Source organism: Frateuria sp. Soil773 (genome assembly GCF_001428405.1).
In the GTDB taxonomy this organism is placed as follows: Bacteria; Pseudomonadota; Gammaproteobacteria; order Xanthomonadales; family Rhodanobacteraceae; genus LMSL01.
On record NZ_LMSL01000005.1, the window covers coordinates 116,514 to 139,130 of the forward strand.

At 71.8% G+C, this 22,617-nt stretch carries 16 protein-coding genes; 6 read left to right on the forward strand and 10 right to left on the reverse strand.

All coding sequences use genetic code 11. The features are described 5' to 3' along the window. Positions 1–11: 11 nt before the first annotated feature. The 5 genes from ASG87_RS03815 to ASG87_RS03835 all read right to left on the reverse strand — a co-directional run bounded on the left by ASG87_RS03815 (position 12) and on the right by ASG87_RS03835 (position 4,038). The gene (locus ASG87_RS03815) at positions 12–560 is read right to left on the reverse strand and encodes a YceI family protein (protein ID WP_056001080.1); all 549 of its coding nucleotides are present in this window, start codon (positions 558–560) and stop codon (positions 12–14) included. Continuing rightward, complete coding sequence (locus ASG87_RS03820; protein ID WP_056001082.1) at positions 557–1,165, reverse strand: cytochrome b; 609 nt, start codon at positions 1,163–1,165, stop codon at positions 557–559. The genes ASG87_RS03815 and ASG87_RS03820 overlap by 4 nt, the downstream gene beginning before the upstream one ends. Further along, entirely contained in the window at positions 1,162–1,764 is a 603-nt protein-coding gene (locus tag ASG87_RS03825; protein WP_235499557.1) for a YceI family protein, read from the reverse strand. The genes ASG87_RS03820 and ASG87_RS03825 overlap by 4 nt, the downstream gene beginning before the upstream one ends. Before the next feature lie 264 nt (positions 1,765–2,028). After that, entirely contained in the window at positions 2,029–2,493 is a 465-nt protein-coding gene (locus ASG87_RS03830) for a DUF4440 domain-containing protein (RefSeq protein ID WP_157510870.1), read from the reverse strand. A gap of 75 nt (positions 2,494–2,568) precedes the next feature. Next, positions 2,569–4,038 carry a GTPase gene (locus ASG87_RS03835; RefSeq protein ID WP_056001089.1) on the reverse strand — a complete coding sequence of 490 codons (1,470 nt, stop codon included), beginning with the start codon at positions 4,036–4,038 and terminating at the stop codon, positions 2,569–2,571. Positions 4,039–4,193: 155 nt separating this feature from the next. Here ASG87_RS03835 and ASG87_RS03840 point away from each other — a divergent pair, with 155 nt between their 5' ends. Both ASG87_RS03840 and ASG87_RS03845 read left to right on the forward strand, forming a co-directional pair. Further along, positions 4,194–7,766 (forward strand): hybrid sensor histidine kinase/response regulator, encoded by a 3,573-nt coding sequence (locus tag ASG87_RS03840; RefSeq protein ID WP_056001092.1) that lies wholly within the window; start codon positions 4,194–4,196, stop codon positions 7,764–7,766. A 136-nt stretch (positions 7,767–7,902) separates the two neighbouring features. Then, positions 7,903–11,535: a two-component regulator propeller domain-containing protein gene (locus tag ASG87_RS03845; protein ID WP_056001095.1), complete on the forward strand. Its 3,633-nt coding sequence runs from the start codon at positions 7,903–7,905 to the stop codon at positions 11,533–11,535. Positions 11,536–11,825: 290 nt separating this feature from the next. Here the strand turns inward: ASG87_RS03845 and ASG87_RS03850 are convergent, their stop codons facing one another. Then, on the reverse strand, positions 11,826–12,248 hold the full coding sequence (locus ASG87_RS03850; RefSeq protein ID WP_056001098.1) for a DNA polymerase III subunit chi: 423 nt from the start codon (positions 12,246–12,248) through the stop codon (positions 11,826–11,828). 293 nt (positions 12,249–12,541) lie between these two features. Further along, complete coding sequence (locus ASG87_RS03855) at positions 12,542–14,041, reverse strand: leucyl aminopeptidase (RefSeq protein WP_056001101.1); 1,500 nt, start codon at positions 14,039–14,041, stop codon at positions 12,542–12,544. Positions 14,042–14,140: 99 nt separating this feature from the next. Between ASG87_RS03855 and lptF the strand changes: the two genes are divergently transcribed. Both lptF and lptG read left to right on the forward strand, forming a co-directional pair. After that, positions 14,141–15,250 (forward strand): LPS export ABC transporter permease LptF, encoded by a 1,110-nt coding sequence (lptF, locus tag ASG87_RS03860; RefSeq protein WP_056001104.1) that lies wholly within the window; start codon positions 14,141–14,143, stop codon positions 15,248–15,250. Continuing rightward, positions 15,247–16,344 carry an LPS export ABC transporter permease LptG gene (gene lptG / locus ASG87_RS03865; RefSeq protein WP_056001185.1) on the forward strand — a complete coding sequence of 366 codons (1,098 nt, stop codon included), beginning with the start codon at positions 15,247–15,249 and terminating at the stop codon, positions 16,342–16,344. The genes lptF and lptG overlap by 4 nt, the downstream gene beginning before the upstream one ends. Positions 16,345–16,362: 18 nt before the next feature. Here the strand turns inward: lptG and ASG87_RS03870 are convergent, their stop codons facing one another. Continuing rightward, complete coding sequence (locus ASG87_RS03870) at positions 16,363–17,790, reverse strand: HAMP domain-containing sensor histidine kinase (RefSeq protein ID WP_056001106.1); 1,428 nt, start codon at positions 17,788–17,790, stop codon at positions 16,363–16,365. 313 nt (positions 17,791–18,103) lie between these two features. Between ASG87_RS03870 and ASG87_RS03875 the strand changes: the two genes are divergently transcribed. Beyond that, positions 18,104–18,664 carry a GNAT family protein gene (locus ASG87_RS03875; protein WP_056001109.1) on the forward strand — a complete coding sequence of 187 codons (561 nt, stop codon included), beginning with the start codon at positions 18,104–18,106 and terminating at the stop codon, positions 18,662–18,664. 15 nt (positions 18,665–18,679) lie between these two features. Here ASG87_RS03875 and phnD read toward each other — a convergent pair whose 3' ends face one another. Beyond that, entirely contained in the window at positions 18,680–19,738 is a 1,059-nt protein-coding gene (gene phnD, locus ASG87_RS03880) for a phosphate/phosphite/phosphonate ABC transporter substrate-binding protein (RefSeq protein ID WP_056001112.1), read from the reverse strand. A 114-nt stretch (positions 19,739–19,852) separates the two neighbouring features. Beyond that, the gene (locus ASG87_RS03885; RefSeq protein WP_056001115.1) at positions 19,853–20,512 is read right to left on the reverse strand and encodes a response regulator transcription factor; all 660 of its coding nucleotides are present in this window, start codon (positions 20,510–20,512) and stop codon (positions 19,853–19,855) included. A gap of 259 nt (positions 20,513–20,771) precedes the next feature. Here ASG87_RS03885 and ASG87_RS03890 point away from each other — a divergent pair, with 259 nt between their 5' ends. After that, positions 20,772–22,409, forward strand: a complete 1,638-nt coding sequence (locus ASG87_RS03890; RefSeq protein WP_056001118.1) for a Na+/H+ antiporter — start codon at positions 20,772–20,774, stop codon at positions 22,407–22,409. Positions 22,410–22,617: the final 208 nt, after the last annotated feature.

Sequence of the window (22,617 nt, forward strand, 5' to 3'; positions counted from 1 at the left end):
CGGGCGGGGTCTTACTTGGCCGCCAGCACGAGGTGCGCCTTCACCTTCACGTCGGCGCCGATCACCGAGGTGTCGGCGTACTCGCCGCCGCCGACGCCGAAGTCGAGCCGCTTCAGCGTGCCGTCCACGTCCAGCGTGGCGCCGCCGCCGCTTGGCTTGAAGCTGACGTTGAGGCTCACCGGCTTGGTCACGCCGCGCAGGGTGAGGTTGCCGTCGGCGATCACCTGCGCGCCGTTCTGGCGGAAGCCGGTGGTGACGAAGTGCGCCTGCGGGAATTTCGCGGCGTCGAAGAAATCCGATCCGGGCAGCGCGCCGTCGCGGTCGCTGTCGCCGGTCTTGGCGCTGGCCACGTCCACGGTCACGTCGAACTTCGAGGCGGCGAGGTTGGCCGCGTCGTAGCTGATCGCGGCCGTCCATTTGCCGAAGCTGCCGTCGAACGACTGGCCCTGGAAGCTGCTGCTGAAACCGAGCCTGCTCTGCGCCGGCTGCACCGCGTAATCGGCGGCGCTGGCGGCGACGGGCAGGGCGAGGGCGAGCAGGAGGGGGAGCAGGCGCTTCATGGGGATTCTCCGGTGGGGGGCTGCGCAGCGGTGGGCTGCGCAGCGGAAGGTGTACCGCGCAGGCGGGCGAACGGCAGCATGCGCCGCAACACGTTGTCTTCGTCGAACAGGTGGTGCTTCAGCGCGGCGCCGACGTGCGCCAGCAGCACCAGCAGCAGGAACCAGAACAGGTATTCGTGCACCGCGTGCACCAGGTGCTTCATGTCCGGATCGGCCGCGGTCAGCGCGGGCAGGTTGAACTGCTTGAACCACTGCAGCGGCTTGCCGGTGACCGAGTTGTACCACCAGCCGCTGAGCGGCAGCGCCAGGATCAGCAGGTACAGCAGCGCATGCACGGCGCGCGCGGACCACTGCTGCCAGCGCGGCGCCGGCTCCTCGCGCGGGCGGCCGTCGCGCCAGCGCCACAGCACGCGCAGCAGCGCCAGCGCCAGCACGGTCAGGCCGATCGACTTGTGCAGCGCGAGCCAGTTGATCTTCTGCATCGGCGAGTGGGCCAGGTCCATCAGCAGGCCGAACGCGCCGTTGCCGAGGATCGCCAGCGCGATGGTCCAGTGGAAGAACTTGGCGACCGAGCCCCAGTGGTCGTCGTCGCTGCGCAGGGTCATGGTTGCTCCTTCGATGGGTCGGCCGCGCGGGAGTCGGCGATGGCCTCGATTTCCAGCCATACGCTGACGTCGTGGCCGATCGAGCCGGAAAAGGCGTGCACGCCGAAGGCGTCGCGGTCGAGCATGGCGGTGGCGGAGAAGCCGGCCACCGAGTGCATGCCGTAGATCGTGGCGGCGTGGCGGTTGAGGCGGAACGGCACGTCCACCGGGCGGGTGACGCCGCGCAGGGTGAGCTGGCCGTGCAGCACGCCGTGGCTGTCGTCCTTGCGCTCCACCGAGGTGCTGGCGAAATGCGCGGTGGGATGGCGCGCGCAGTCGAGCAGGTCGGGCTTGCACACCGCCTTGTTCCAGTCCGCGTCGCCCATGTCCAGGCCGGCCAGGTCGATGTCCAGCTCGGTGCTGGAGCGGCTCCAGTCGGCCGGGTCGAAGCGCAGCGTGCCGCCGGCGATGTGCAGCCGCCCGAACGGGCGCGAGTAGCCGTTGTGGTCGATGCTGAAGACCACCTGGCTGTGCACGGTGTCGTAGCGGTAGCTGCCGGCCGCGGCCCAGGCCGCGGCGAACGGCGCCGACAGCAGCGCGCAGGCAAGCAGGCGACGCATGGGAAGGCGGCTATTCATGACGAGGAGTCTGTCGGAATGGCGATGACGATGCCAGCGCCGGCGCAGTGAACGGATCGTTCCGCCACCGATGCCATGTCCCAGGGAATCTCTGATTTTGCCCGTCATCCCAGCGAACCCCGAAAAGGGGGTAAGGGCTGGGATCCAGCGCCGGTAGGCCATTGAACGCAAAGGCACTGGATGACCAGCCCTTCGGCTGTTGGAAAGCGCCTCCCGCTTGCGCAGGAATGACGGGCAAAAAACCAATCAATCAGACCTTCCCTGGATTCCCACTGGCTGGAACGGCGCCGTTGGCGTGCCCTGGTGGAACACCATCCGCCAGCCGGAAGAGGTCCGTTGCCACAGGCTCGCGCGCAGTGCATGCCGCTCGCAGCGCCCATCGTCGCGGCGGTGCGCCGAGCGGTAGGTGAGCAGGGCTGCGTCCGGGCCGATGCGCCGCAAGGCGTAGTCATCCGACTGGATGACAGGCCCGTGGCGGGGCTCCAGCGGCAGTTCGCGCAGCGTGGCCGCCTTGTCGTAGCGGCGACCGGACTGCCCGAACTCGACGAACGTGTCGTGCAGCAGCTCGGCAAGCCGCCCGGCATTGCCGCGCGTTGCCGGCTGATGCAGTTCGGTCTCCAGTGACCTCAGCATGTCGAGCAGGTCGGCGGGCGCGTCCGTGACCGGCGGCAGGCCGGCATCCGGGTCGGGTTGCTTGCCGCGCTTTTCCATGGACGGGTTCCTCGGGACGTATGTCGCCGGACATGTTTCGATGGCCATGTTTTCGATGGCGTGCGGGTGCCTGGCTCAGTCCGTCGGCCGCTCGCGCTCGCGCCACGCTTCCAGGGTCAGGCTGGCGAGCTGGCGCAGGCGGCCGTCGTCGCCGTCGTCGAGCAGGCGACGCATGCGCTCGCCGGCGTCGTGCTGGTCCAGCGCCTTGCGCTCGGCCAGCGAGGCGGCCAGCGCGCGGCCCATCGAGTCGAAGATCAGCGCGTAGGCGAACGCGTGCAGCACGCCGCCGCCCAGCGTGCCGAGGCCGGGGAACGCCTTCAGCGCGTTGCCGGCGATCGCCAGCACGATCGAGCTGCCGGTGCGCAGGGTGAGCCGGGCCTGCCGCACGAAGTCGTCGATCTGCACGTCGCTGACGGGCACTTCGTACAGCCCGGCGAGCGCGCGCACCAGGCCGGTGGCGAGCGCGCCCTGGATCAGCAGGTCGCTGCCGGGCGCCACCGCCGCCATCGCGCCGACGACGGCGCGGCGCGCATAGCTGCGCACGATGCGCTCGGCCTCGGCGGCGCGGGCCTGCGCCTCCATCGCGCCGGTGCGCTGGTGCAGGCCGGCGAGCACGGCATGTTCGCGCAAGGGTTCGAGCGCGGCGGCTCCCGGCGCGGTGAGCCGGGCCAGCGCGGACAGCAGCGGCTCGAGCGCCGGCGCGCGCTGGCGTTCGACCTGCTCGGTGCGGCCGTCGGCGAGCCGGCGCTGGAAGCGCTCGCTGCCGCCGGCGCTGATCGCCACCACCGCGGCGGCGCTGTCGCGCGCCTGCCGGCGCAGGCGACCGAGCAGTTGTTCGCGCTCGTCGGCGTTCCACTGGTCGGCCTTGTTCAGCGCCAGCAGCAGCGGTTTGCCGAAATCGGCCAGCCAGCGCAGTTCCTCGGCCTGGCCGCGGGTGAGGTCGCCGGCGCACAGGTAGACCACCGCATGCGCGCGCAGGGCTTCCTCGCGCGCCAGCGTCTCGTGCGCCTCGCCGCCGGCCTCGCGGCTGCCGGGCACGTCGGCGAGCACCAGCGCGCGGCCGTCGGGCAGCGTGCCGTCGTAGTGGCCGACCTCGCGCGTGGTGCCGCCGCGCGCGTCGCTGGAGACATGCGCGTGCGGCGCCAGCGCGCGGATCAGGCTGCTCTTGCCGGTGGAGATTTCGCCGAACAGCGCGACGTAGACGCGCGCGCTGCCGCGCCGCCGGTCCAACTCGCCCAGCTCGGCGTGCAGCGAAGCGGTGTCGGCGCCGCGTTCGCGCAGCCGGTCCAGGCGCTGTTCGAGGCTGCCGCGGTCGGGCGCGGGCACCGGGCGGCGCCGCGGCCGCGGCCGCAGCAGCCACCACAGCACGGCCAGGCCGAGCGCGGCGAAGGCGAGCAGGGCGCCGCCGAGCGTCCACTGCAGCCAGGACGGCAGCGCGAGGAAGCGCTGCGCCAGCGCCAGCGCGCGTTCGGCGGCGGCGAACAGCAGCCACAGCAGGGCGGCGAGGGCGAGGGCGGCGAACAACAGACGCAGGCGGCGGGGCATGCCGGCATTCTAGCCATGCCGGGCGGGCGCTCGCCGCCGCGGGCGGCTTTTGGCATCATTCCGGGGTTCGAGGAGGCTGGACGGCCGCCGCGCGGCGATGCAGGGGTCCAGCGGGACGACGGGCGCGATGGCCCGGCCAGGGGATCAGGATTCTCATGCTCGCCATATTGCTGTTGGGCGCTGCCTTGGCAGTGACGTCACCGACGACGACTGCACCGGCGGGCCACGGCGCCGCGCCGCCGCCGATCGTCGCCCTGGATGCGCCGGCGCGCGTCGATGCGGCGGCGCCGCTGCCGACGCCGCAGTTCCGTCGCTTCGGCCTGTCCGACGGCATGCCCAGCAGCACCGTCAACGCGATCGAGCAGGACCGCGCCGGCTTCATGTGGTTCGGCAGCAACGGCGGGCTGGTGCGCTACGACGGGGTCGAGTTCAAGGTCTTCCACCACGACGCCGGCGATCCCGGCTCGATCTCCACCAGCGACATCACGCAACTGCTGTCCGACCCGCAGGGCCGCCTGTGGATCAGCACGGGCGACTCCGGGCTGGACCGCTACGAGCCGGACAGCGGGCGCTTCCTGCACTGGCGGCACCGCGACGACGACCCGGCCAGCCTTTCGCACGACGAGGTATGGTCGCTGGCCGCCGGTCCGGACGGCCGGCTCTGGGTCGGCACCAGCAGCGGGCTGGACCGCATGCTGGCGGACGGCAGCGGCTTCGAGCACATCGCCTACACGCTGGACGGCAAGGGCTTCGGCGCCGTCCGCGCGCTGCTCGCCGAGCCGGACGGCAAGCTGTGGATCGGCACCCGCAAGGAGCTGCTGCTGCGCCAGCCCGACGGCCGCCTGCAGCGCGTGCCGATGGACCCCAGCGTGGACAGGAACGTGGAGGTGTGGCGGATCGAGGGCGGCGGCGACGACGTGCGCGTGGCGATCCGCCAGGGCCTGCTGCGGATCGACGCGCAGGGCGTGGCGCGCCCGGCGTTCCCCGGCCTCAAGCGGGTCAACGTGTTCGGCAGCGCGCGCGACTCGCTGGGCCAGTTGTGGGCGGCGACGATCCGCGGCCTGCTGTTCGACGACGGCCGCGGGGTGCAGACCATCACCGCCCAGCCGCTGCTGCTCGGCGGCCTGCCGGGCCAGTGGGTGTGGCGGGTGCTGCGCGACCGCGAGGGCGGCCTGTGGTTCGCCTTCTACGACGGCGGCGTGGCCTACCTGGCGCCGGGCTGGAACAGCTTCGTGCGCTTCACCCACGTGCCGGACGATCCCACCAGCCTGCGCGACACGGTGGCGACGGCGGTGGTGGCCAGCCGCGACCAGAAGCTGTGGGTGGGCTCGCGCGGCAAGCTGGACAAGCTCGACCCGGTCACCGGCGCGGTGGAGCACGTGGTCGACGGCTTCAAGACCGAGGTGGTTTCCGTGGTCGAGGACGACGCCGGCCTGTGGATCGGCACGCGCGGCCAGTTGTTCCGCTACGTCGGCGGCAAGCTCACCCAGGTCGATCCGGAGCGCAAGCTGCTGAGCCTGCCCAAGTACCTCGCCGCGGCCGGCGGCGACCAGGTCTACGTGAGCTGCAACCGGGTCGGCATTTTCCGCGTGGATCCGCTCACCCTGACGCCGACGCTGCTGCCGATGGCCCCGGACGCGAAGGACCAGGCGCTGCGGCCGAGCATGCTGAAGGTCGACGACGGCGTGCTGTGGTACGCCAGCGAGGGCGGCCTGATGCGCTGGAACGCGGCGGCCGGCCGGCTGGATTTCGTCGAGGGCGTGGCGCGCGACGGCGTGGATGCGTTCGCCTTCGACCGCGACGGCTTCTGGCTGACCCGCAGCGACGCGCTGGAGCACTACCGCTGGCGCGACGGCAAGGCGCAGCGGGACCGGCTGGTGGACGCGCGGCACGGCTGGATGTCGCTGACCGCGAGCGACCTGCGCGTGGACGCGTCCGGGCAGCTGTGGATCTTCGGCGATACCGGGCTGTGGCGCTACGACCCGGTGCACGGGAGCTTCCGCGCCTTCGGCATGCAGGACGGCCTGGTCAACGGCGAATTCAACGGCAAGCAGACCTCGATCACCGCCGACGGCGCGATCTACGCGCCCACCCAGGGCGGCGTGATCGGCTTCCGCCCGGCCTACGTGCGCACCGGCGGCAGCGCGCCGGAGCTGGCGATCACCCGCATCACCGTGCGCAGGAACGGCCAGGTGGTCGCGCTGCCGCAGCAGGCGGGGCAGATCCGGCTGGGCTGGCGCGACCGCGAGCTGCAGGTGGAGGCGCGCGCGTTCTCCTACGTCAACCCGGCGGCGAACCACTACCAGTTCTTCCTCAAGGGATTCGACAGCCACTGGGTCGAGACCGGCAACCGCGGCGAGCGCGAGTTCTCCGGGCTCGGCGCGGGCGACTACACGCTCGAGGTGAAGGCCAGCGGCGCCAACGGCGCCTGGGGCGAGCTGGCGGTTCCGCTGCAGATCCACGTGCAGGCGCCGCCGTGGGTGCGCTGGTGGGCCTGGCTGCTGTACCTGGTGGCCGCGGTGCTGCTGGTCTGGCTGGTGCTGCGCTCCTGGCGCCGCCGCATCGGCCACCGCCACGCGATCCAGTTGGCCGAGCAGCGCGGCGAGCTGGCCGAGCAGGCGAGCGCGGCCAAGACCCAGTTCCTGGCGACGCTGAGCCACGAGATCCGCACCCCGATGACCGGCGTGATGGGCATGGCCGAGCTGCTGCTGACGACCCGGCTGGACGCCACCCAGCTCGAATACGCCCAGGCCATGCAGCGCTCCGGCAGCATGCTGCTGAAGCTGCTCAACGATACGCTCGACCTGGCCCGCATCGAGGCCGGCCGGCTGGAGCTGGAGCCGGCGCCGTTCAACCCGCGCCAGCTCATCGACGACGTCGCCCAGTTGGAGCAGGGCCTGGCCCAGGCGCGCGGGCTGCGCTTCGCGCTCGACGTGGCCGACGACCTGCCGGCCTGGCTGGTCGGCGACGCGGTGCGGATCAAGCAGGTGCTGCTGAACCTCGCCAACAACGCGCTGAAGTTCACCGAGCGGGGCAGCGTGACGCTGCGCGCGGAGCGTACCGGCGGCGGCATCACGCTGAGCATCGTCGACACCGGCCCGGGCATTCCCGAGGCGAGCCAGGCGCGGCTGTTCCAGCGCTTCGAGCAGGACGCCAGCCCGCAGCGGCACTCAGGCAGCGGGCTGGGCCTGGCGATCTGCCGCGAGCTGGTCGGCATGATGGGCGGCAGCATCGAGCTGGAATCGCGGATGGGCCACGGCAGCACCTTCCGCGTGCGCCTGCCGCTGCCCGAGGCGACGGACGCGCGCCTGCCGCGGCCGCTCGCGCAGCCGTCGGCGCAAGGGCGCTACCGGATCCTGCTGGTGGAGGACGACGTGATCGTGGCGGCGGTGGTGCGCGGCCTGCTGGAACGGCAGGGCCACCAGGTATGCCACGTGGGCAACGGGCTGGCGGCGATGGCGGAATTCAGCCAGGCGCCGTTCGACCTGGTGCTGCTGGACCTGGACCTGCCCGGCGTGGACGGCTTCCAGATCGCGCGGCTGATCCGCCAGCGCGAGGCCGGCGGGCGCCGCACGCCGCTGATCGCGATCACCGCGCGCACCGGCGGCGACGAGGAAGCGCGCACCCGCGAGGCGGGCATGGACGGCTTCCTGCGCAAGCCGCTGAGCGGCGACCAGTTGGCGGCGACCATGGCCGCCGTGCTGCGGGAGCTGGCCGTCGCCGACTGAAGCCTGCCGGGCCATGGTCGCCGTGGCCGGCGGCTTTTGGCATCATCCGGGCTTCCGCGTCGCAGCCTGCCCTGCCGCGGGGCGCTGCGATGCCGCCGCTGTCGCCGGCCGCGACAGGGGCATGGGGGAAGGGCTCATGATGTTGGCTGTGCTGCTGGGCGTGGTCATGCTGCTAGGTACGTCGTTGCCCGACGCGGCCGCGCGCGAGCCTGCGCGGGCCGAGGCGCCGCCGGCCGCGGTCGCGGCGCAGGCGGCTCCCCCGTCGGCCTCGGGCGGCGCCCTGCCGACGCCGCAGTTCCGCCGCTACGGCACCGCCAACGGCCTGCCTAGCAGCAGCGTCTACAGCGTGGTGCAGGATCCCGGCGGCGCCATCTGGTTCGGCACCAAGAGCGGCATCGCGCGCTACGACGGCGTGGACTTCAAGGTCTTCAGGCATGCCGCGGGCGACCCCGGCTCGCTCTACAACAACGGCATCGGGGCCCTGCTCATCGACCGCGACGGGCGGCTGTGGGCGGGCGGGCTGGAGGCGGGCCTGAACCGCTACGACGCGGCCGGCGACCGCTTCGTCCACTGGGGCCACGACCCGGCCGACCCGGCCAGCCTCGCCAGCGACAAGGTGTGGACGATCGCGCAGACCGCCGACGGCCGCCTGTGGGTAGGCGGCGCCGGCGGGCTCGACCGCCTGCGGCCGGACGGCCGCGGCTTCGAGCACATGCACAACCCGCTGCGCCCGGGAGCGCAGGGCAACTTCGGCACGGTGAGCACGCTGTTCGTCGATGCGCGCGGGCAACTGTGGATCGGCAGCGAGCACGGCGTGTTCCGCCGCGACGCCGGCGGCACGCTGCACCCGGTGGTCCAGCCGGGACGCACCGAACCGATCGACGCCTGGAGCATCGACGGCAGCGGTGACGAGATCCGCATCGCCGCGCCGGACAGCCTGCTGCTGGTCGGGCCGGACGACATCGCGCGGCCGCTGGTGGCGCCGGCGATTCCCGCCACCAACGTGATGAGCAGCACGCGCGACGCCGCCGGCCGGCTGTGGATCGGCACCCAGAAGGGACTGTTCCTGCAGCAGCACAGCGGCGGCGAGGTGATCCCGGTGGTGAACGTGCCGGTGCTCAACGGCAACCTGCCCGGCACCTGGGTGTGGAAGGTGATGACCGACCGCGAAGGCGGCCTGTGGGTGGCGCTGCTCGACGGCGGCGTGGCCTACCTGGCGCCCGGCTGGTACGGCTTCAGCCGCTTCACCCACATTCCCGACGACGACGACAGCCTGCGCGACTCGATCGCCACGGCGGTCGCTCGCGGCCGCGACGGCCGGGTCTGGGTGGGCGAGCGCAACGGCCGCGTGGACAAGCTCGAACCGTCCACCGGCAAGGTCGAGCACGTGCTGAGCGGCCTGCACGGCGACGTGGTCGGGATGACCGAGGACCCCGGCCGCCGCCTGTGGATCGCCACCCGCGGCGCGCTGTACCGCTATGCCAACGGCAAGGTCGACCGGGTCGACCCGCAGGCGAGGCAGATGAAGCGCCCGCTCGAGGTCGAGGTGGGCCCGGACGGCCGGCTGTACGCGCGCACCTTCGGCGACGGCGTGTTCCGCATCGACCAGGACAGCCTCGCGGTCAGCGCGGTGAAGATGGTGGGCGCCGACGAGAAGGCGCGCTGGGGCAGCCAGATGACCCTGCACCGCGGCGTCTACTGGTACGCCAGCGACGGCGGCATGCTGCGCCTGGACGCCAGCCACGACCACCTGGAGCCGATCCCGGGCATCGCCAACGACCGCGCCGTGCACGCGTTCCACGTCAGCGACGACGGCCTGTGGCTGGCGCGCTCCGACGGCCTGGAGCACTACCACTACCAGGGCGACGGCGTGGTGCTGGACCGCACGATCGGCGCGGCCGAGGGCTGGCCGTCGATCGACGTGGTCGACCTGCGCGTGGACCGGCAGAAGCGCATCTGGATCTTCGGCCAGGACGGGCTGTGGCGGTTCGACCAGGCGACCGGGGCGTTCCGCAAGATGGGGCTGCAGGACGGCCTCACCAACGGCGAGTTCTTCCGCGGCTACAGCCTGATGCCCGACGGCAACCTCTACGCGCCCACGCAGGGCGGGCTGATCGGCTTCAACCCGGACAAGATCTGCGAGCAGTCCAGCGTGCCGCAGCTCGCGCTCACCCAGGTCAGCGTGCATCGGCGGGGCCGGATCGTGAACCTGCCGTACCGGCAGCCGCAGATAAGCATCGGCTGGCGCGACCGCGAGCTGGGCGTGGTGGCGCGGGTGTTCTCCTACGTCGACCCGGCGGCCAACCGCTACCGCTTCCGGCTCAACGGGTTCGACAGCGGCTGGGTCGACGCCGGCAGCCGCGGTGAGCGCGAATTCGCCGGGCTGGGCCCCGGCGACTACACGCTGGACGTGATGGCGGCCGGCGCGAACGGCGCATGGGCGCACCTGTCGACGCCGCTGCGCATCCACGTGGACGCGCCGCCGTGGATGCGCTGGTGGGCCTGGCTGGCCTACGCGCTCTGCTTCGCGCTGGGGGTATGGCTGTTCCTGTGGGTCTGGCGGCGCCGGCTGGCCCAGCGCCACCGCATCCAGCTCGCCGAGCAGCAGCGCCAGTTGGCCGAGCAGGCGAGCGCGGCGAAGACGCAGTTCCTCGCCACGCTGAGCCACGAGATCCGCACCCCGATGACCGGCGTGATGGGCATGGCCGAGCTGCTGCTGACCACGCCGCTGAACCCGCAGCAGTCCGAGTACACCCAGGCCATGCAGCGCTCCGGCGGCATGCTGCTGAAGCTGCTCAACGACGCGCTCGACCTGGCGCGGATCGAGGCCGGCCGGCTGGAACTGGAGCCGGCGCCGTTCGATCCGCGCCAACTGGTGAACGACGTGGCGCAGCTCGAGATCGGCCAGGCGCGGGTGAAGGGGCTGCGCTTCACCGTGGACCTGGCCGACGACCTGCCGGCGCGGGTGATCGGCGATCCGGTGCGGGTCAAGCAGGTGCTGCTCAACCTCGCCAACAACGCGCTGAAGTTCACCGAGTTCGGCAGCGTGCTGCTGCGCGCCAGCCGGACCCGCGAAGGGCTGCTGTTCAGCGTCAGCGATACCGGGCCGGGCATCTCCGAGGCGAGCCAGTCGCGGCTGTTCCAGCGATTCGAGCAGGTCGAGGGGCCGCAGCGCAGGGCCGGCAGCGGACTGGGCCTGGCGATCTGCCGCGAGCTGGTCGACATGATGGGCGGCAGCATCGAACTGGCGTCGCGCCTGGGCCACGGCAGCACCTTCCACGTGCGGCTGCCGTTGCGCGCGCCGGAGGTGGCGGCCCATCCGGCACCGCCGCCGCTCGACGCGGAAGGCGAGCCGTGCCTGCGCGTGCTGCTGATCGAGGACGACACCATCGTCGCGGCGGTGATCCGCGGCCTGCTCGAACACCAGCGGCACCGCATCCAGTTCGTCGCCAACGGCCTCGCCGCGCTGGCGGAACTCGCGCATGCGCGCCATGACGTGGTGCTGCTCGACCTGGACCTGCCCGGCGTGGACGGCTTCGAGGTCGCCCGCCTGATCCGCCAGTGCGAGGGACCGGGGCAGCACCTGCCCATCGTCGCGATCACCGCCCGCTCCGGCGGCGACGACGAGGCGCGTGCCCGCTCGGCGGGCATGGACGGTTTCCTGCGCAAGCCGTTCACCGGCGAACAACTGGCCGAGGCACTCGCCGGCGTGGTGGTCCGGGCGGCGTCGCTGCGGGCCGCCGCCGAGGCCGCGGCTGGCCCGGCCTGAGCGGGCGGCATCCGGGCGTCCGCTGCTTCTCCGGCTGGGGGCACCAGGCGTGGCTCCAAGAGCCTGTTCACGATTTCCAGGTATCCCACCCATGAAACGTCATCCCAGCAGAAGCTGGGATCCAGCGCCTTTGAGCCTTGGAGCATAAAGTCACTGGATGACCAGCCCTTCGGCTGTTGAAAAGCGCCTCGCAGGAATGACGAGCGGGGAACGTGAGGAGATTGTTGAAAAGCGTCCCGCAGGAATGACGGGGCGGCGGCTGGACCGACGGATAGACCGTGAGCAGCCTCTTACATATCGTGCTTGGCGACCGCGATGCCGCGCTGCTGGTACTCGCGCCAGCGGGCACGCGAGCCGGTGCGCTCGGCGGCGTCGGCGGCCACCACTTCCAGCACTCGCTCGTAGCGGCCGGCGGGGCATTCCTCGCGCAGGTTGATCAGCAGCGGGCGGTCGGCCGTGTCGATGCCGGGCGGCACGATCAGCACGGCGGTGTCGGCATCGTCCTCGTCGCCGGCGAGCTGGTGCGGGATGAAGGCATCCTCGTCGAACGCCCACAGCAACTCGTCCAGCGCCTCGGCCTGCTCGAAGTCGCGGGCGAGGATCAGCAGCGGTTGCTGCGCCGTAAAGGCTTTCTTCGCCAGTTCGCAGACCAGCAGCAGCGGCTGCTCGCGGAAGCGCGGCTTGTCGATCAGGTAGAAGTCGGCGCGGGGCATGGTGTCAGCCTACTTGCTCGTCGTTGATTCCGGTGAATCCTGAAAGGGGACCGGAACCGGAACCTGGTGGGATGGCTTGCGTGGACGCGGAACCATAGCCGCAATGCCTGCGGGAAGGCACTGGATTCCAGCTTTCGCTGGAATGGCGGTGTGGGGAGCGGCAGATGGTTTGAGCCGTCTGCCCAACTCCATCTTGCACCCGTCGTCCCAGCGAAAGCTGGGACCCAGTGCCTTTGGGATGCCGAATGCCAAGACGCTGGATTCCAGCTTCCGCTGGAATGACGGGGTGTGGATCACGCGGTCGCGCGATCCATCAGCCATTGCGCCAGCAGCGATACCGGGCGGCCGGTGGCGAGGCCCTTGCGGCCTTCGTCCCAGGCGGTGCCGGCGATGTCCAGGTGGGCCCAGCGCTGGCCCTCGGTGAAGCGCGACAGGAAGCAGCCGGCGGTGATCGCGCCGGCGCTCTTGCCGCCGATGTTGGCGACGTCGGCGAAGCCGGAGTCGAGCTGCACCTGGTAGTCGTCCCACAGCGGCAGGCGCCAGGCGCGGTCGAGGGTCTCCTCGCCGGCGGCGAGCAGTTCGGCGGCGAGGTCGTCGTGCTTGCTCATCAGGCCGGTGGCGTGCTTGCCCAGCGCGATCACGCAGGCGCCGGTGAGCGTGGCGGCGTCGATCAGCGCCTGCGGCTGGAACGTCTGCGCGGTGTAGGTGAGCGCGTCGCACAGGATCAGCCGGCCCTCGGCGTCGGTGTTGAGCACCTCGATGGTGAGGCCGGACAGGCTGGTCAGCACGTCGCTGGGGCGGTAGCTGTCGCCGTCGGGCATGTTCTCCACCGCCGGCACCACGCAGACCAGGTTGAGCTTCAGGCCCATCTTCGCCGCGGCGACGAAGGCGCCGAGCACGCCGGCCGCGCCGCCCATGTCGAACTTCATCTCCTCCATGCCCGGGCCGGGCTTGAGGCTGATGCCGCCGGTGTCGAAGGTGATGCCTTTGCCGACCAGGGCGTAGGGCCTGTCGCCCTCGCTGCCGCCCTTGTACTGGAGCACCACCAGCTTGGGCCGGTTGGCCGAGCCGCGGCCGACCGCGAGCAGCGAGCCGAAGCCGAGCCTTTCCATCTCCGCCTCGTCCAGCACGGTGCATTCGACCGCCTCGTGGGCGTCGGCGAAGGCCTGGGCCTGGGCCGCGATGTAGGCGGGGTTGCAGATGTTCGGCGGCAGGTTGGCCAGTTCGCGCGCGAAGCGCACGCCCTCGGCGATGGCGCGGGCCTGTGCCAGCCCGGCCTCGGCCTCGTCGGCGCCGGCGAAGGCGACCGCGGCGAGTTCCGGCTGCGCGCTCTTCTCGCGCGGCTTGAAGGTGGCGGTGTAGCGATAGGCGGCGTGGTCGGTGGCGAGCGCGGCGGTGCGCAGGCGCCAGGCGGCGTCGCGGCCGGGCACGTCGGCCTCGCCGAGGTAGGACACCGCCGAGTCGACCGGCAGCTTGCCGAGCGCGCGCGCCGCCTCGATGCACACCTTCTGGTAGCGCGCGGCGTCGAACGACTTCTGCGCGCCCAGGCCGACCACCAGCACGCGCTTCGCCGCGACGCCGGCCGGCGCGAACAGCACGGTGGCGCTGCCGGCCTTGCCGCTGATGTCGCCGCTCTCCACCTGGCGCTTGATCGCGCCGCCGGCCGCGTTGTCCACCCGCGCCGCGGCGCTGGTGAGCAGGCCGTTCTCGTACACGCCGACCACCACGCACGGGGTCTCGACGGTTTCGGGGGCGGCGGAAGCGGGGGAGGCCAGGCTGAACTGGAGCGTCATGGAATGGTCCTGCGAAGGTCGGAACGGGGGCGGACAAGCTAGACTTGCGCTTTGGCCGGCCGGCACGAAGGCGCGGCACGGAGCCGTCGATTCTATCGCATGCTGAGCATCCTCGACCGTTACTTCCTGCGTGAGCTGGCGCAGACCATCCTTGCCACCGCGGCGGTGCTGCTGCTGATCGTGGCCGGCAACGCGTTCTCGCAGGTGCTGCAGAAGGTGGCCAACGGCAGCTTCCCGGCCAGCGTGATGTTCCAGGTGCTGGGCCTGCAGATGGTGCAGGGCCTGACCAACCTGCTGCCGCTGGCCGGCTTCATCGGCGCGATCAGCGCGCTGGGGCGGATGTACCGCGAGAGCGAGATGCACGTGCTGGCCTCCTCCGGCATGGGCCCGCGGGGCCTGCTGCGCCCGGTGCTGCTGCTCGGCGCGGTGCTGGTGGTGCTGTCGGCGGTGGTGTCGCTGTGGCTCGGCCCGCTGGCGGTGCGCACCAGCGACCAGCTGGTGGCGGCGGCGAACCGCTCGGTGATCGCCGCCGGCCTCGACGCCGGCCGCTTCACCGCGCTGCCGGGCAAGGGCGGCATCATCTTCGTGGACAGCCTGAGCCGCGACGGCAGCGTGCTGGGCAAGACCTTCATCGCCACCGAGCGCAAGGACAAGGACGGCCGCGCCCAGCTCAAGCTGATTACCGGCGCCAGCGGCCGGCTGTATCAGGAGAGCAACGGCAACGGCCGCTTCCTGGCGCTGGAGAACGGCTGGCAGTACGAGATCCCGCTGGGCGGGCTGGACTGGCGGCAGATGAAGTACGAACGCAACGACACCTCGCTGTCCAACGTGCAGGGCGACGACGACGAAGTGCCGCAGGAGTCGATGACCACCGCCGCGCTGCTGCGCTCGGACGACCCGCAGGCGCTCTCGGAACTGGCCTGGCGCGTCAGCGCGCCGGCGATGATGCTGGTGCTGCTGGCGCTGGCGATCCCGCTGTCGCGGCAGAACCCGCGCGAGCCGCGCTACGGCCGGCTGCTGCTGGCGGTGGTCAGCTTCTACCTGTACTACCTGCTGCTGGCGATGGGCCGGGCGCAGATCGGCAAGGGCCACTGGCACAGCATGGCGCCGCTGTTCGGGCTGCATCTGCTGGTGCTGCTGCTGGCCGGCTGGATGCTGTGGCAGCAGTACGCGCCGCGCCGTTCGCGCGCCAGGGCGGCCACGGCATGAGCGCCCTCGCCATCAAGCGGGTCGACCGGCTGGTCGGGTTCAGCGTGCTCGGCTCGCTGCTGACGGTGTGGCTGGTGCTGACCGGCTTCGACGCCGTCACCCAGTTGCTGCGCCAGCTCGGCTACGTCGGCAAGAACGGCTTCACCACGATGGACGCGGTGGTCTACGTGCTGGTGACGGTGCCGCGCCGGCTGTACGAGATGTTCATCTTCGCCGCGGTGATCGGCGGCCTGCTGAGCCTGGGCGGGCTGGCCGGCACCGGCGAGCTGACCGCGCTGCGCGCGGCGGGCATGTCGCGGCTGCGCATCGCGCTGTCGGCGGTGGGCGTGATCGCCGTGCTGATCGTCGGCGTGGTGGTGCTGGGCGAGACCGCCGCGCCGTGGGGCGACCAGAAGGCGCAGGCGATGCAACTGCGCATGCGCACGGCCAACCTAGGCATGGTCGGCAACGGCCTGTGGGCGCGCGACGGCGACCGCATGGTCAACGCCCGCAGCACGCTGATACGGCAGGTGGAAGGCCGCAGCGCGATCCAGCTCGAGGACGTGCGAGTGTTCACCTTCACCCCTGACGGCCGCCTCGAAAGGCTCGAATGGGCCAAGAGCGCCGACCACCACGGCCGGCAATGGACGCTGCACGACGTGCAGACCAGCACGCTGGACGAAAAGGGCGTGCACGTGACCGGCGAAGCCAGCGTGCCGTGGGATTCCAGCCTCAACCCGCAACTGCTGGAACAGTCGGTGATCCAGCCGCAGTACCTGCCGATGCGCTCCCTGCACCGCAACATGCGCTACCTGGAGGCGAACGGGCAGAACCCCGGCGCCTATGCGGTGGCGTTCTGGGGCCGCGCGCTGTATCCGCTCAACGCCCTGGTGCTGGTGCTGTGCGCGATGCCGTTCGCGTTCGGCGCGCTGCGCTCGGGCGGCCTGGGCAAGCGCCTGTTCGTGGGCATCCTGCTGGCGATCGGCTGGTACTTCCTGCAAAAGGCGATGGTCAACTTCGGCACCGTCTACGGCGTGCCGCCGCTGCTCGCCAACCTGCTGCCGGCGGTGGTGCTGGGCGGTACGGCCTGGCTGTATTTCCGCCGCAGGCTGTGACGGCGGCGGCAGCGCCGCTCAACCGAGCCGCGGCCGCAGGCGCCGGTGCCGCCGGCCGTGCGCGTGGGCGCTGCGCGGCAGCGCCGGCTGCGGCAGGCTGAAGCGGAAGGTGCTGCCGCAGCCGGGCGCGGAGCGCAGCTCGATCCGCGTGCCGAGCACGCTGGCCAGCCGCGCCGCGATGGTCAGGCCCAGCCCGTATCCCTCGCGCTCCCCGTCCTTGCCGGGCAGGCGCACGAACTCCTCGAAGATGCGCTGCTGGTGGGCCGGGGCGATGCCCTCGCCGTTGTCGCGCACCTCGATGTGGACGGCATGCCGGCCGCGGCGCGCGGCGACCAGCACCCTGCCGCCGGTGGCGTGCGCGATGGCGTTGTCGGCCAGTTGGCGGACCAGGTCGGCGGCCAGTTGCAGGTCGCCGTGCAGGCGGTGGTGGCCGCCGCGCCAGTGCAGGGTGACGCCTTGCCGGACGGCCTTGGCGAGCAGGGCCTGGCGGTCGCGCTCGAACAGCTCCGCGGCTTCGAACTCGCGCGCCGAGAGGGTGACCACGCCGGCGTCCAGGCGCGATATCTCCAGCAGGGCGTCGAGCAGCCGGGTCATCCTGCCGATGCTGGCGCGGATCTGCGCCAGCGTGGCGCGCTGCTCCGCCTCGTCGCCGGGCTGCAGGCACACGCTGAGCAGCCGCAGCGCCTGCAGCGGCTGGCGGAAATGGTGGCCGACCAGGGCCATGAACTGCGCCTTGCCGTGCGTCGCCGCCTGGGCGAGCCGCTGCTGCGCGAGCGCGTTGCTGGCGCTGGAGCGCCGGATGGCTTCCCAGTCCCGCAGCCGCGCCTCGCGCTGGGCGGCCAGGCGGGGCACGAGGGATTGCAACTGCGCGAACCCGACCGGCTCCGCCGGTGCGGGCGGCACGTACCCGGCAAGCAGCGCGCCCAGTTGCCCATGCAGCCGCCGCATGGGATCGGCGACCTGGCGGCGCAGGCTCCAGCGCGCCAGCAGCGCCAGCAGCACGATGCCCGCGGCGCACAGGGCGCCGCCCGCCCAGACGCCGCGCAGCGCGCGTTGCAGGGGCTGCGGATCGAACTGCAGGCGCAAGGTCTGCGGCGCGCCGTGCGCGCGGGCGAGCTGTCGCTGGTAGGTGCGCAGCGGCCGGGACGGCGCCGTACCGCTGCTCAGCATGCGGCCGCCGGCGGGCTGCCATTCGATGCGCCGCAGCGTGCCGGACGGGTCCGCGGCCAGGGCCCGGTCCAGGAGGGCTTGCGGCGATTCGCCTTCGGCCCGGGCAAGGGCGCCGTCCAGCCGCTCCAACTGCACGATGGCCTGCGCCTCGGCGTCGCGCTCGAACATCCGCGCGCGCTGCACCGCGAGCGCCGCCAGCAGGGCCAGCGCGGCCAGCGCGCAGGGCAGCACGCTGTCGGCGAACAGCCGGTCGGACAGGCCGGGGCGCCAGCGCATCGGTCAGCTCCCGCGGCGGCGCGACACGTACCGGACGGCTCGCACGCGACGGCGGGAAGCGGCAGTGAAGGTCGGTTTCATGGTGGTGCCGTCGTGGAGTCGAGACTCGCGCAGCCGCCGGTCGGTTGCGTGCATCCACTCTAGGAAAGTCCCTACGCCTCATCGATAGGCAGTAAGCACTAGGGAGAACGTCGAGTGCCGCGCGGACGCCACGGACGCGGGCCTGGGCGCGTCGCCGGCCGGTGCTTCGGTTACGCTGGCGCGCCCGCGCCGCCTACCTGGCGGCGACAACGACCGATGAAGGATCGACCCCATGGCTGCACTGCCGGAAATCGCCTTGCGGACGGCCCGCCTGCGCACCCGCCTGCTCACCGAGGCGGACGTGCCCGCCCTGCTGGAGATGTATGCCGACCCGGTCGTGATGCGCTACTGGAGCCACGCGCCATGGACCGGGCCGGACCAGGCCATGCAGATGCTGGCGCGCGACCGCGCGCAGCGCGAGCAGGGCGAGGGCCTGCGCCTGGGCGTGGAGCACCTGGCGGACGGGCGCGTCATCGGCACCCTGGCGCTGTTCAACCTCAGCCCGTCGAACCGGCGCGCCGAGATCGGCTATGCGCAGGCGCGCCGCTACTGGGGCCAGGGGCTGATGCACGAGATCCTGCACGCCTACGTCGGGCACCTGTTCGATGCGATGGCGCTGCACCGGCTGGAGGCCGACATCGACCCGCGCAACACGGCCTCGGCGCGCAGCCTCGAACGGCTGGGCTTCCGCAAGGAAGGCCACCTGCGCGAACGCTGGATCGTCGACGGGGAAATCTCCGACACCGCCCTGTACGGCCTGCTGCGCAGCGAGTGGAAGGCCGCACCCGGCTGAGGCGCGCGCCGCGGCCTAGGGGTTGTCGCCGTGCATCGGCCGGTCCGCCGGAGGCCTGCCGCGCAGTTGCTGCACCAGCGCCGCATGCTCGCTGCCGATCTTGCGCAGGCGCGCCTGCATCGCGGCGTCGTCGATCCATTGCGCGGTGAGCGCGCGGCGGCGTTCGAGGTTGTATTCGATGTCGGCGAACGGCACCAGGGTGTCGTTGCCGGCGGCGGCGAAGCCGCTGATGTCGTGGATCAGCTTGAGCTTGGCCAGCTCGGCGGCGGCGTCGCGGCCGCTGCGGCCGTAGTGGTCGAGGAAGTCGGCGAGCCGGCCGCGCAGCGGGTCCGGCAGGTCGCTGCGCACGACGATCACCGCGTGCGGGATCTGGCTCGACTTCCACAGTATCCGCAGCCGCGCGTACTGGTCGGGGAAATGGCTGCGGAAGCGCTCCAGGTCGGCGGTGTTGTTGGTCGCCACGTCGGCCTCGCCGTTGGCGACCGCCAGCGCGTTGTTCTGGTGGTTGTCGATCGCCACGCTGGCGAAGAAGGTGTCCGAGTCCAGCCCGCGGCTGGCGAACAGCTGCGTCTCCGGCACCAGGTAGCCGGAGACCGACAGCGACTCGCCGCGCGCGTAGCGCCAGTGGCCGGGCTGGGCGAACAGGCCGGCCAGCGTGCGCAGCGGCGAATCCTTCTGCACCAGCAGCACGGCGTAGTAGCCGCGCGAGCCGTCGCTGCGGGTGAGCTGGGCGATGACCTGCATGCGGTCGCGGATCACCGCGTTGAGCGCCATCTGGCCGGAGACGAAGGCCACGTCCACGCGCTCCTCCGCCAGCGCCTGCGCCAGCCCCTCGTAGGTGCTCACCGAGATGCTGCGCACCGGCCGCTGCAGCGCACGGGCCAGGTCGTCCAGCATCGGCCGCCATGCCTCCAGCGATTCGGAGGGGCCGCCGATGGGCAGGATGCCGAAGGTCAGCGGCCTGGCGTCGGCGTGCGGCGCGGCGGCGGTCTGCGCCGGCAGCGCGGGCGGCAGCAGCGCACAGGCCGCCGCCAGCAGCGCCCGCCGCAGCGGGCGCGCCAGGCCAGCTCCCATGCTCCGTGCCATGCGCAACGCGCTTCCCCCCTTCAACGGTGGATGCCCGGGGCGCGCGTCCCGTCGCGCCCGGCAGTGCAGCATACGCCGCACCGCGTCCGCCGTGTGGCCATGTCAGAGTCCGTTGATGCGGCGCGAGGCGACCACCGCTTCGACCCGGTTGCGCACGTTGAGCGCGCGGAAGATCGCGGCGAGGTGGATCTTGACGGTGCCCTCGCTGATCCCGAGGTCGCGCGCGATCACCTTGTTCGGCTTGCCGTGCGAGAGCAGCCGCAGCACGTCCAGTTGCCGCTCGGTGAGCAGCTTGCGCAGGCGGTCTTCCATCGAGGCGGCCGATTCCGCCGGCGCGGCATGGGCCGGCAGCGCCGCGTCGTTGGCCGCCTGCAGCATCATCGGCGGCACGTACACGCCGCCGGAAAGCACCAGCCGCACCGCCGAGAGCATCACGTCGGAAGAGTACGCCTTGGGGATGAAGCCCTGCACGCCCATCGCCAGCAACTGCTTGATCAGCACCGGGTCCTCCGAGCCGGACAGCACGATCACCGGCACGCCGGGCAGTTGCTGGATCAGTTCGACCAGGTGGTCGTTGCCGTGGCTGCCGGGCATGGTCAGGTCGACCAGGGCGAGCGCCGGCGGCGACTCCTCGCGGATCGCCCGGCGCAGCTCGTCCACGTCCATGGCGACCTGGAACTCGGTGTCGTTCCCCAGCTCGGCGAGCTTGAGCTTGACGCCTTCGACGATCAGGCGATGGTCATCGGCGATCAGTATGCGCATGTCCGTCCCCGCGTCGCGGCGGCATTCCCGCCGCCTTGCAGCCCTGCACGGCAACATAGCCCCAGCGCGCGGTGCGGGCAACACGTCGGGGGCTGCACCAACGGCCTAGCGCCAAAGTGCTAGGCCGCCCGCCGGCGGCGTGCGGCGGGCCTTCCGTCGCGCCCCCGGGCGCCCGGCGGGGCCGTTCCGCCTAGAATGCACGTGGCCCGGCGGCGGATCGCCGCCGCGGGCGCACGGCAGGCAGGAAGCGAGGAAAGGCATGGGTTCGATCGAAATCGTACTGGCGATGTTGCTGGCGGTGGTCGCCAGCGGCTACCTGGTACGCCTGGTGCCGATCCCGCTGCCGTTGCCGCTGGTGCAGATCGCGCTGGGCGCGGTGATCGCCGGGGTGTTCAAGCACGGCGTGACGCTGCAGCCGGAGATCTTCTTCCGGCTGTTCCTGCCGCCGCTGCTGTTCCTGGACGGCTGGCGCATCCCCAAGGACGGCCTGCTGCGCGACAAGGCGGTGATCCTCGAGCTGGCGCTGGGGCTGGTGGTGTTCACCGTGCTCGGCGTCGGCCTGCTGATCCACTGGCTGATCCCCGCGATGCCGCTGGCGGTGGCGTTCGCGCTGGCGGCGATCGTGTCGCCGACCGATCCGGTGGCGGTGTCCTCGATCGCCGCGCGCGCGCCGATCCCCAAGCGCCTGATGCACATCCTCGAAGGCGAGTCGCTGCTCAACGACGCCACCGGCCTGGTCTGCTTCCGCTTCGCGGTGGCGGCGGCGATGACCGGCGGCTTCTCGCTGCTGTCCGCCTCGCTCACCTTCCTGTGGGTGGCGCTGGCCGGGCTGGCGATCGGCGCGGGCGTGACGCTCGCGGTGAGCTACGCGCAGCGCTGGCTGTCGCGGCAGTTCGGCGAGGAGAGCGGCGCGCCGATCCTGATCAGCCTGCTGATCCCGTTCGGCGCCTACCTGCTGGCCGAGCACGCGCACGCCTCGGGCATCCTCGCCGCGGTGGCGGCCGGCATCACCATGGGCTATGTCGAGCTGAGCGGCCGCGCGCTGGCGAGCATACGGGTGCAGCGCGCGGCGGTGTGGAACACGGTGCAACTGGCGCTCAACGGCATCATGTTCGTGCTGCTGGGCGAGCAGTTGCCGGCGATCCTGCTCAACGCGGTCGCCTCGGTGGAGCAGAGCGGGCACCTCAACCCGTGGTGGCTGGCCGCGTATGCGCTGGCGATCAACCTGGGGCTCGCGGTGCTGCGCTTCGTGTGGGTGTGGGTGTCGCTGCGGCTGAACCTGTTCAAGGCGCACCAGCGCGGCGAGACGCCGGTGAAGCCGCACTGGCGGTTGCTGCTGGCGACCTCGCTGGCCGGCGTGCGCGGCGCGATCACCCTGGCCGGCGTGCTGACCCTGCCGCTGCTGCTGCCCGACGGCCGCGCGTTTCCCGCCCGCGACCTGGCGATCTTCCTGGCGACCGCGGTGATCCTGCTGTCGCTGGTGGTGGCCAGCATCGGCCTGCCGCAGTCGCTGAAGGGGCTGCAGTTGCCGGCGGAGCCGGCCGAGCAGCGCGAGGAGGACCGCGCGCGCCATGCCACCGCCATGGCCGCGATCGCCGCCATCGAGCAGGCCCAGCAGGCGCTGCTGCAGAAGACCGCGGCGGCCGACGCCGACATCTACTCGCATGCCGCCACCCGCGTGCTCGCGCTGTACCAGCGCCGCCTGCGCGACGCGGCCGACGAGAGCGAGGCGCAGCAACTGCGCAAGGCCGACCACGCCGAGCGCGTGCTGCGCCTGGCCGGCCTGCAGGGCGAGCGCGAGGCGATCTTCGAGATGACCCGGCACTACCGCATCTCCGAGGAAGTCTCGCGCAAGCTGGTGCGCGAGATCGACCTGCTGGAGGCGCGCTACCGCTAGGTGTGATGTTTCAAGAGGTTGTTTCACCGCCCCACAACCGATGGTGTAGATGAGAGCCTGTTCAAAATCTCCCTGTCGGACTGGAATCCNNNNGCCGTTGAGAGCCGCTGGGATGACGTTTCATAGGGAATGCCTAGGGGATTTTGAACAGCTTCTGAGGCCAGGGCCCAGAAGCTTGCCCTTCGCACAAGGCAGCCATGAACCCAGG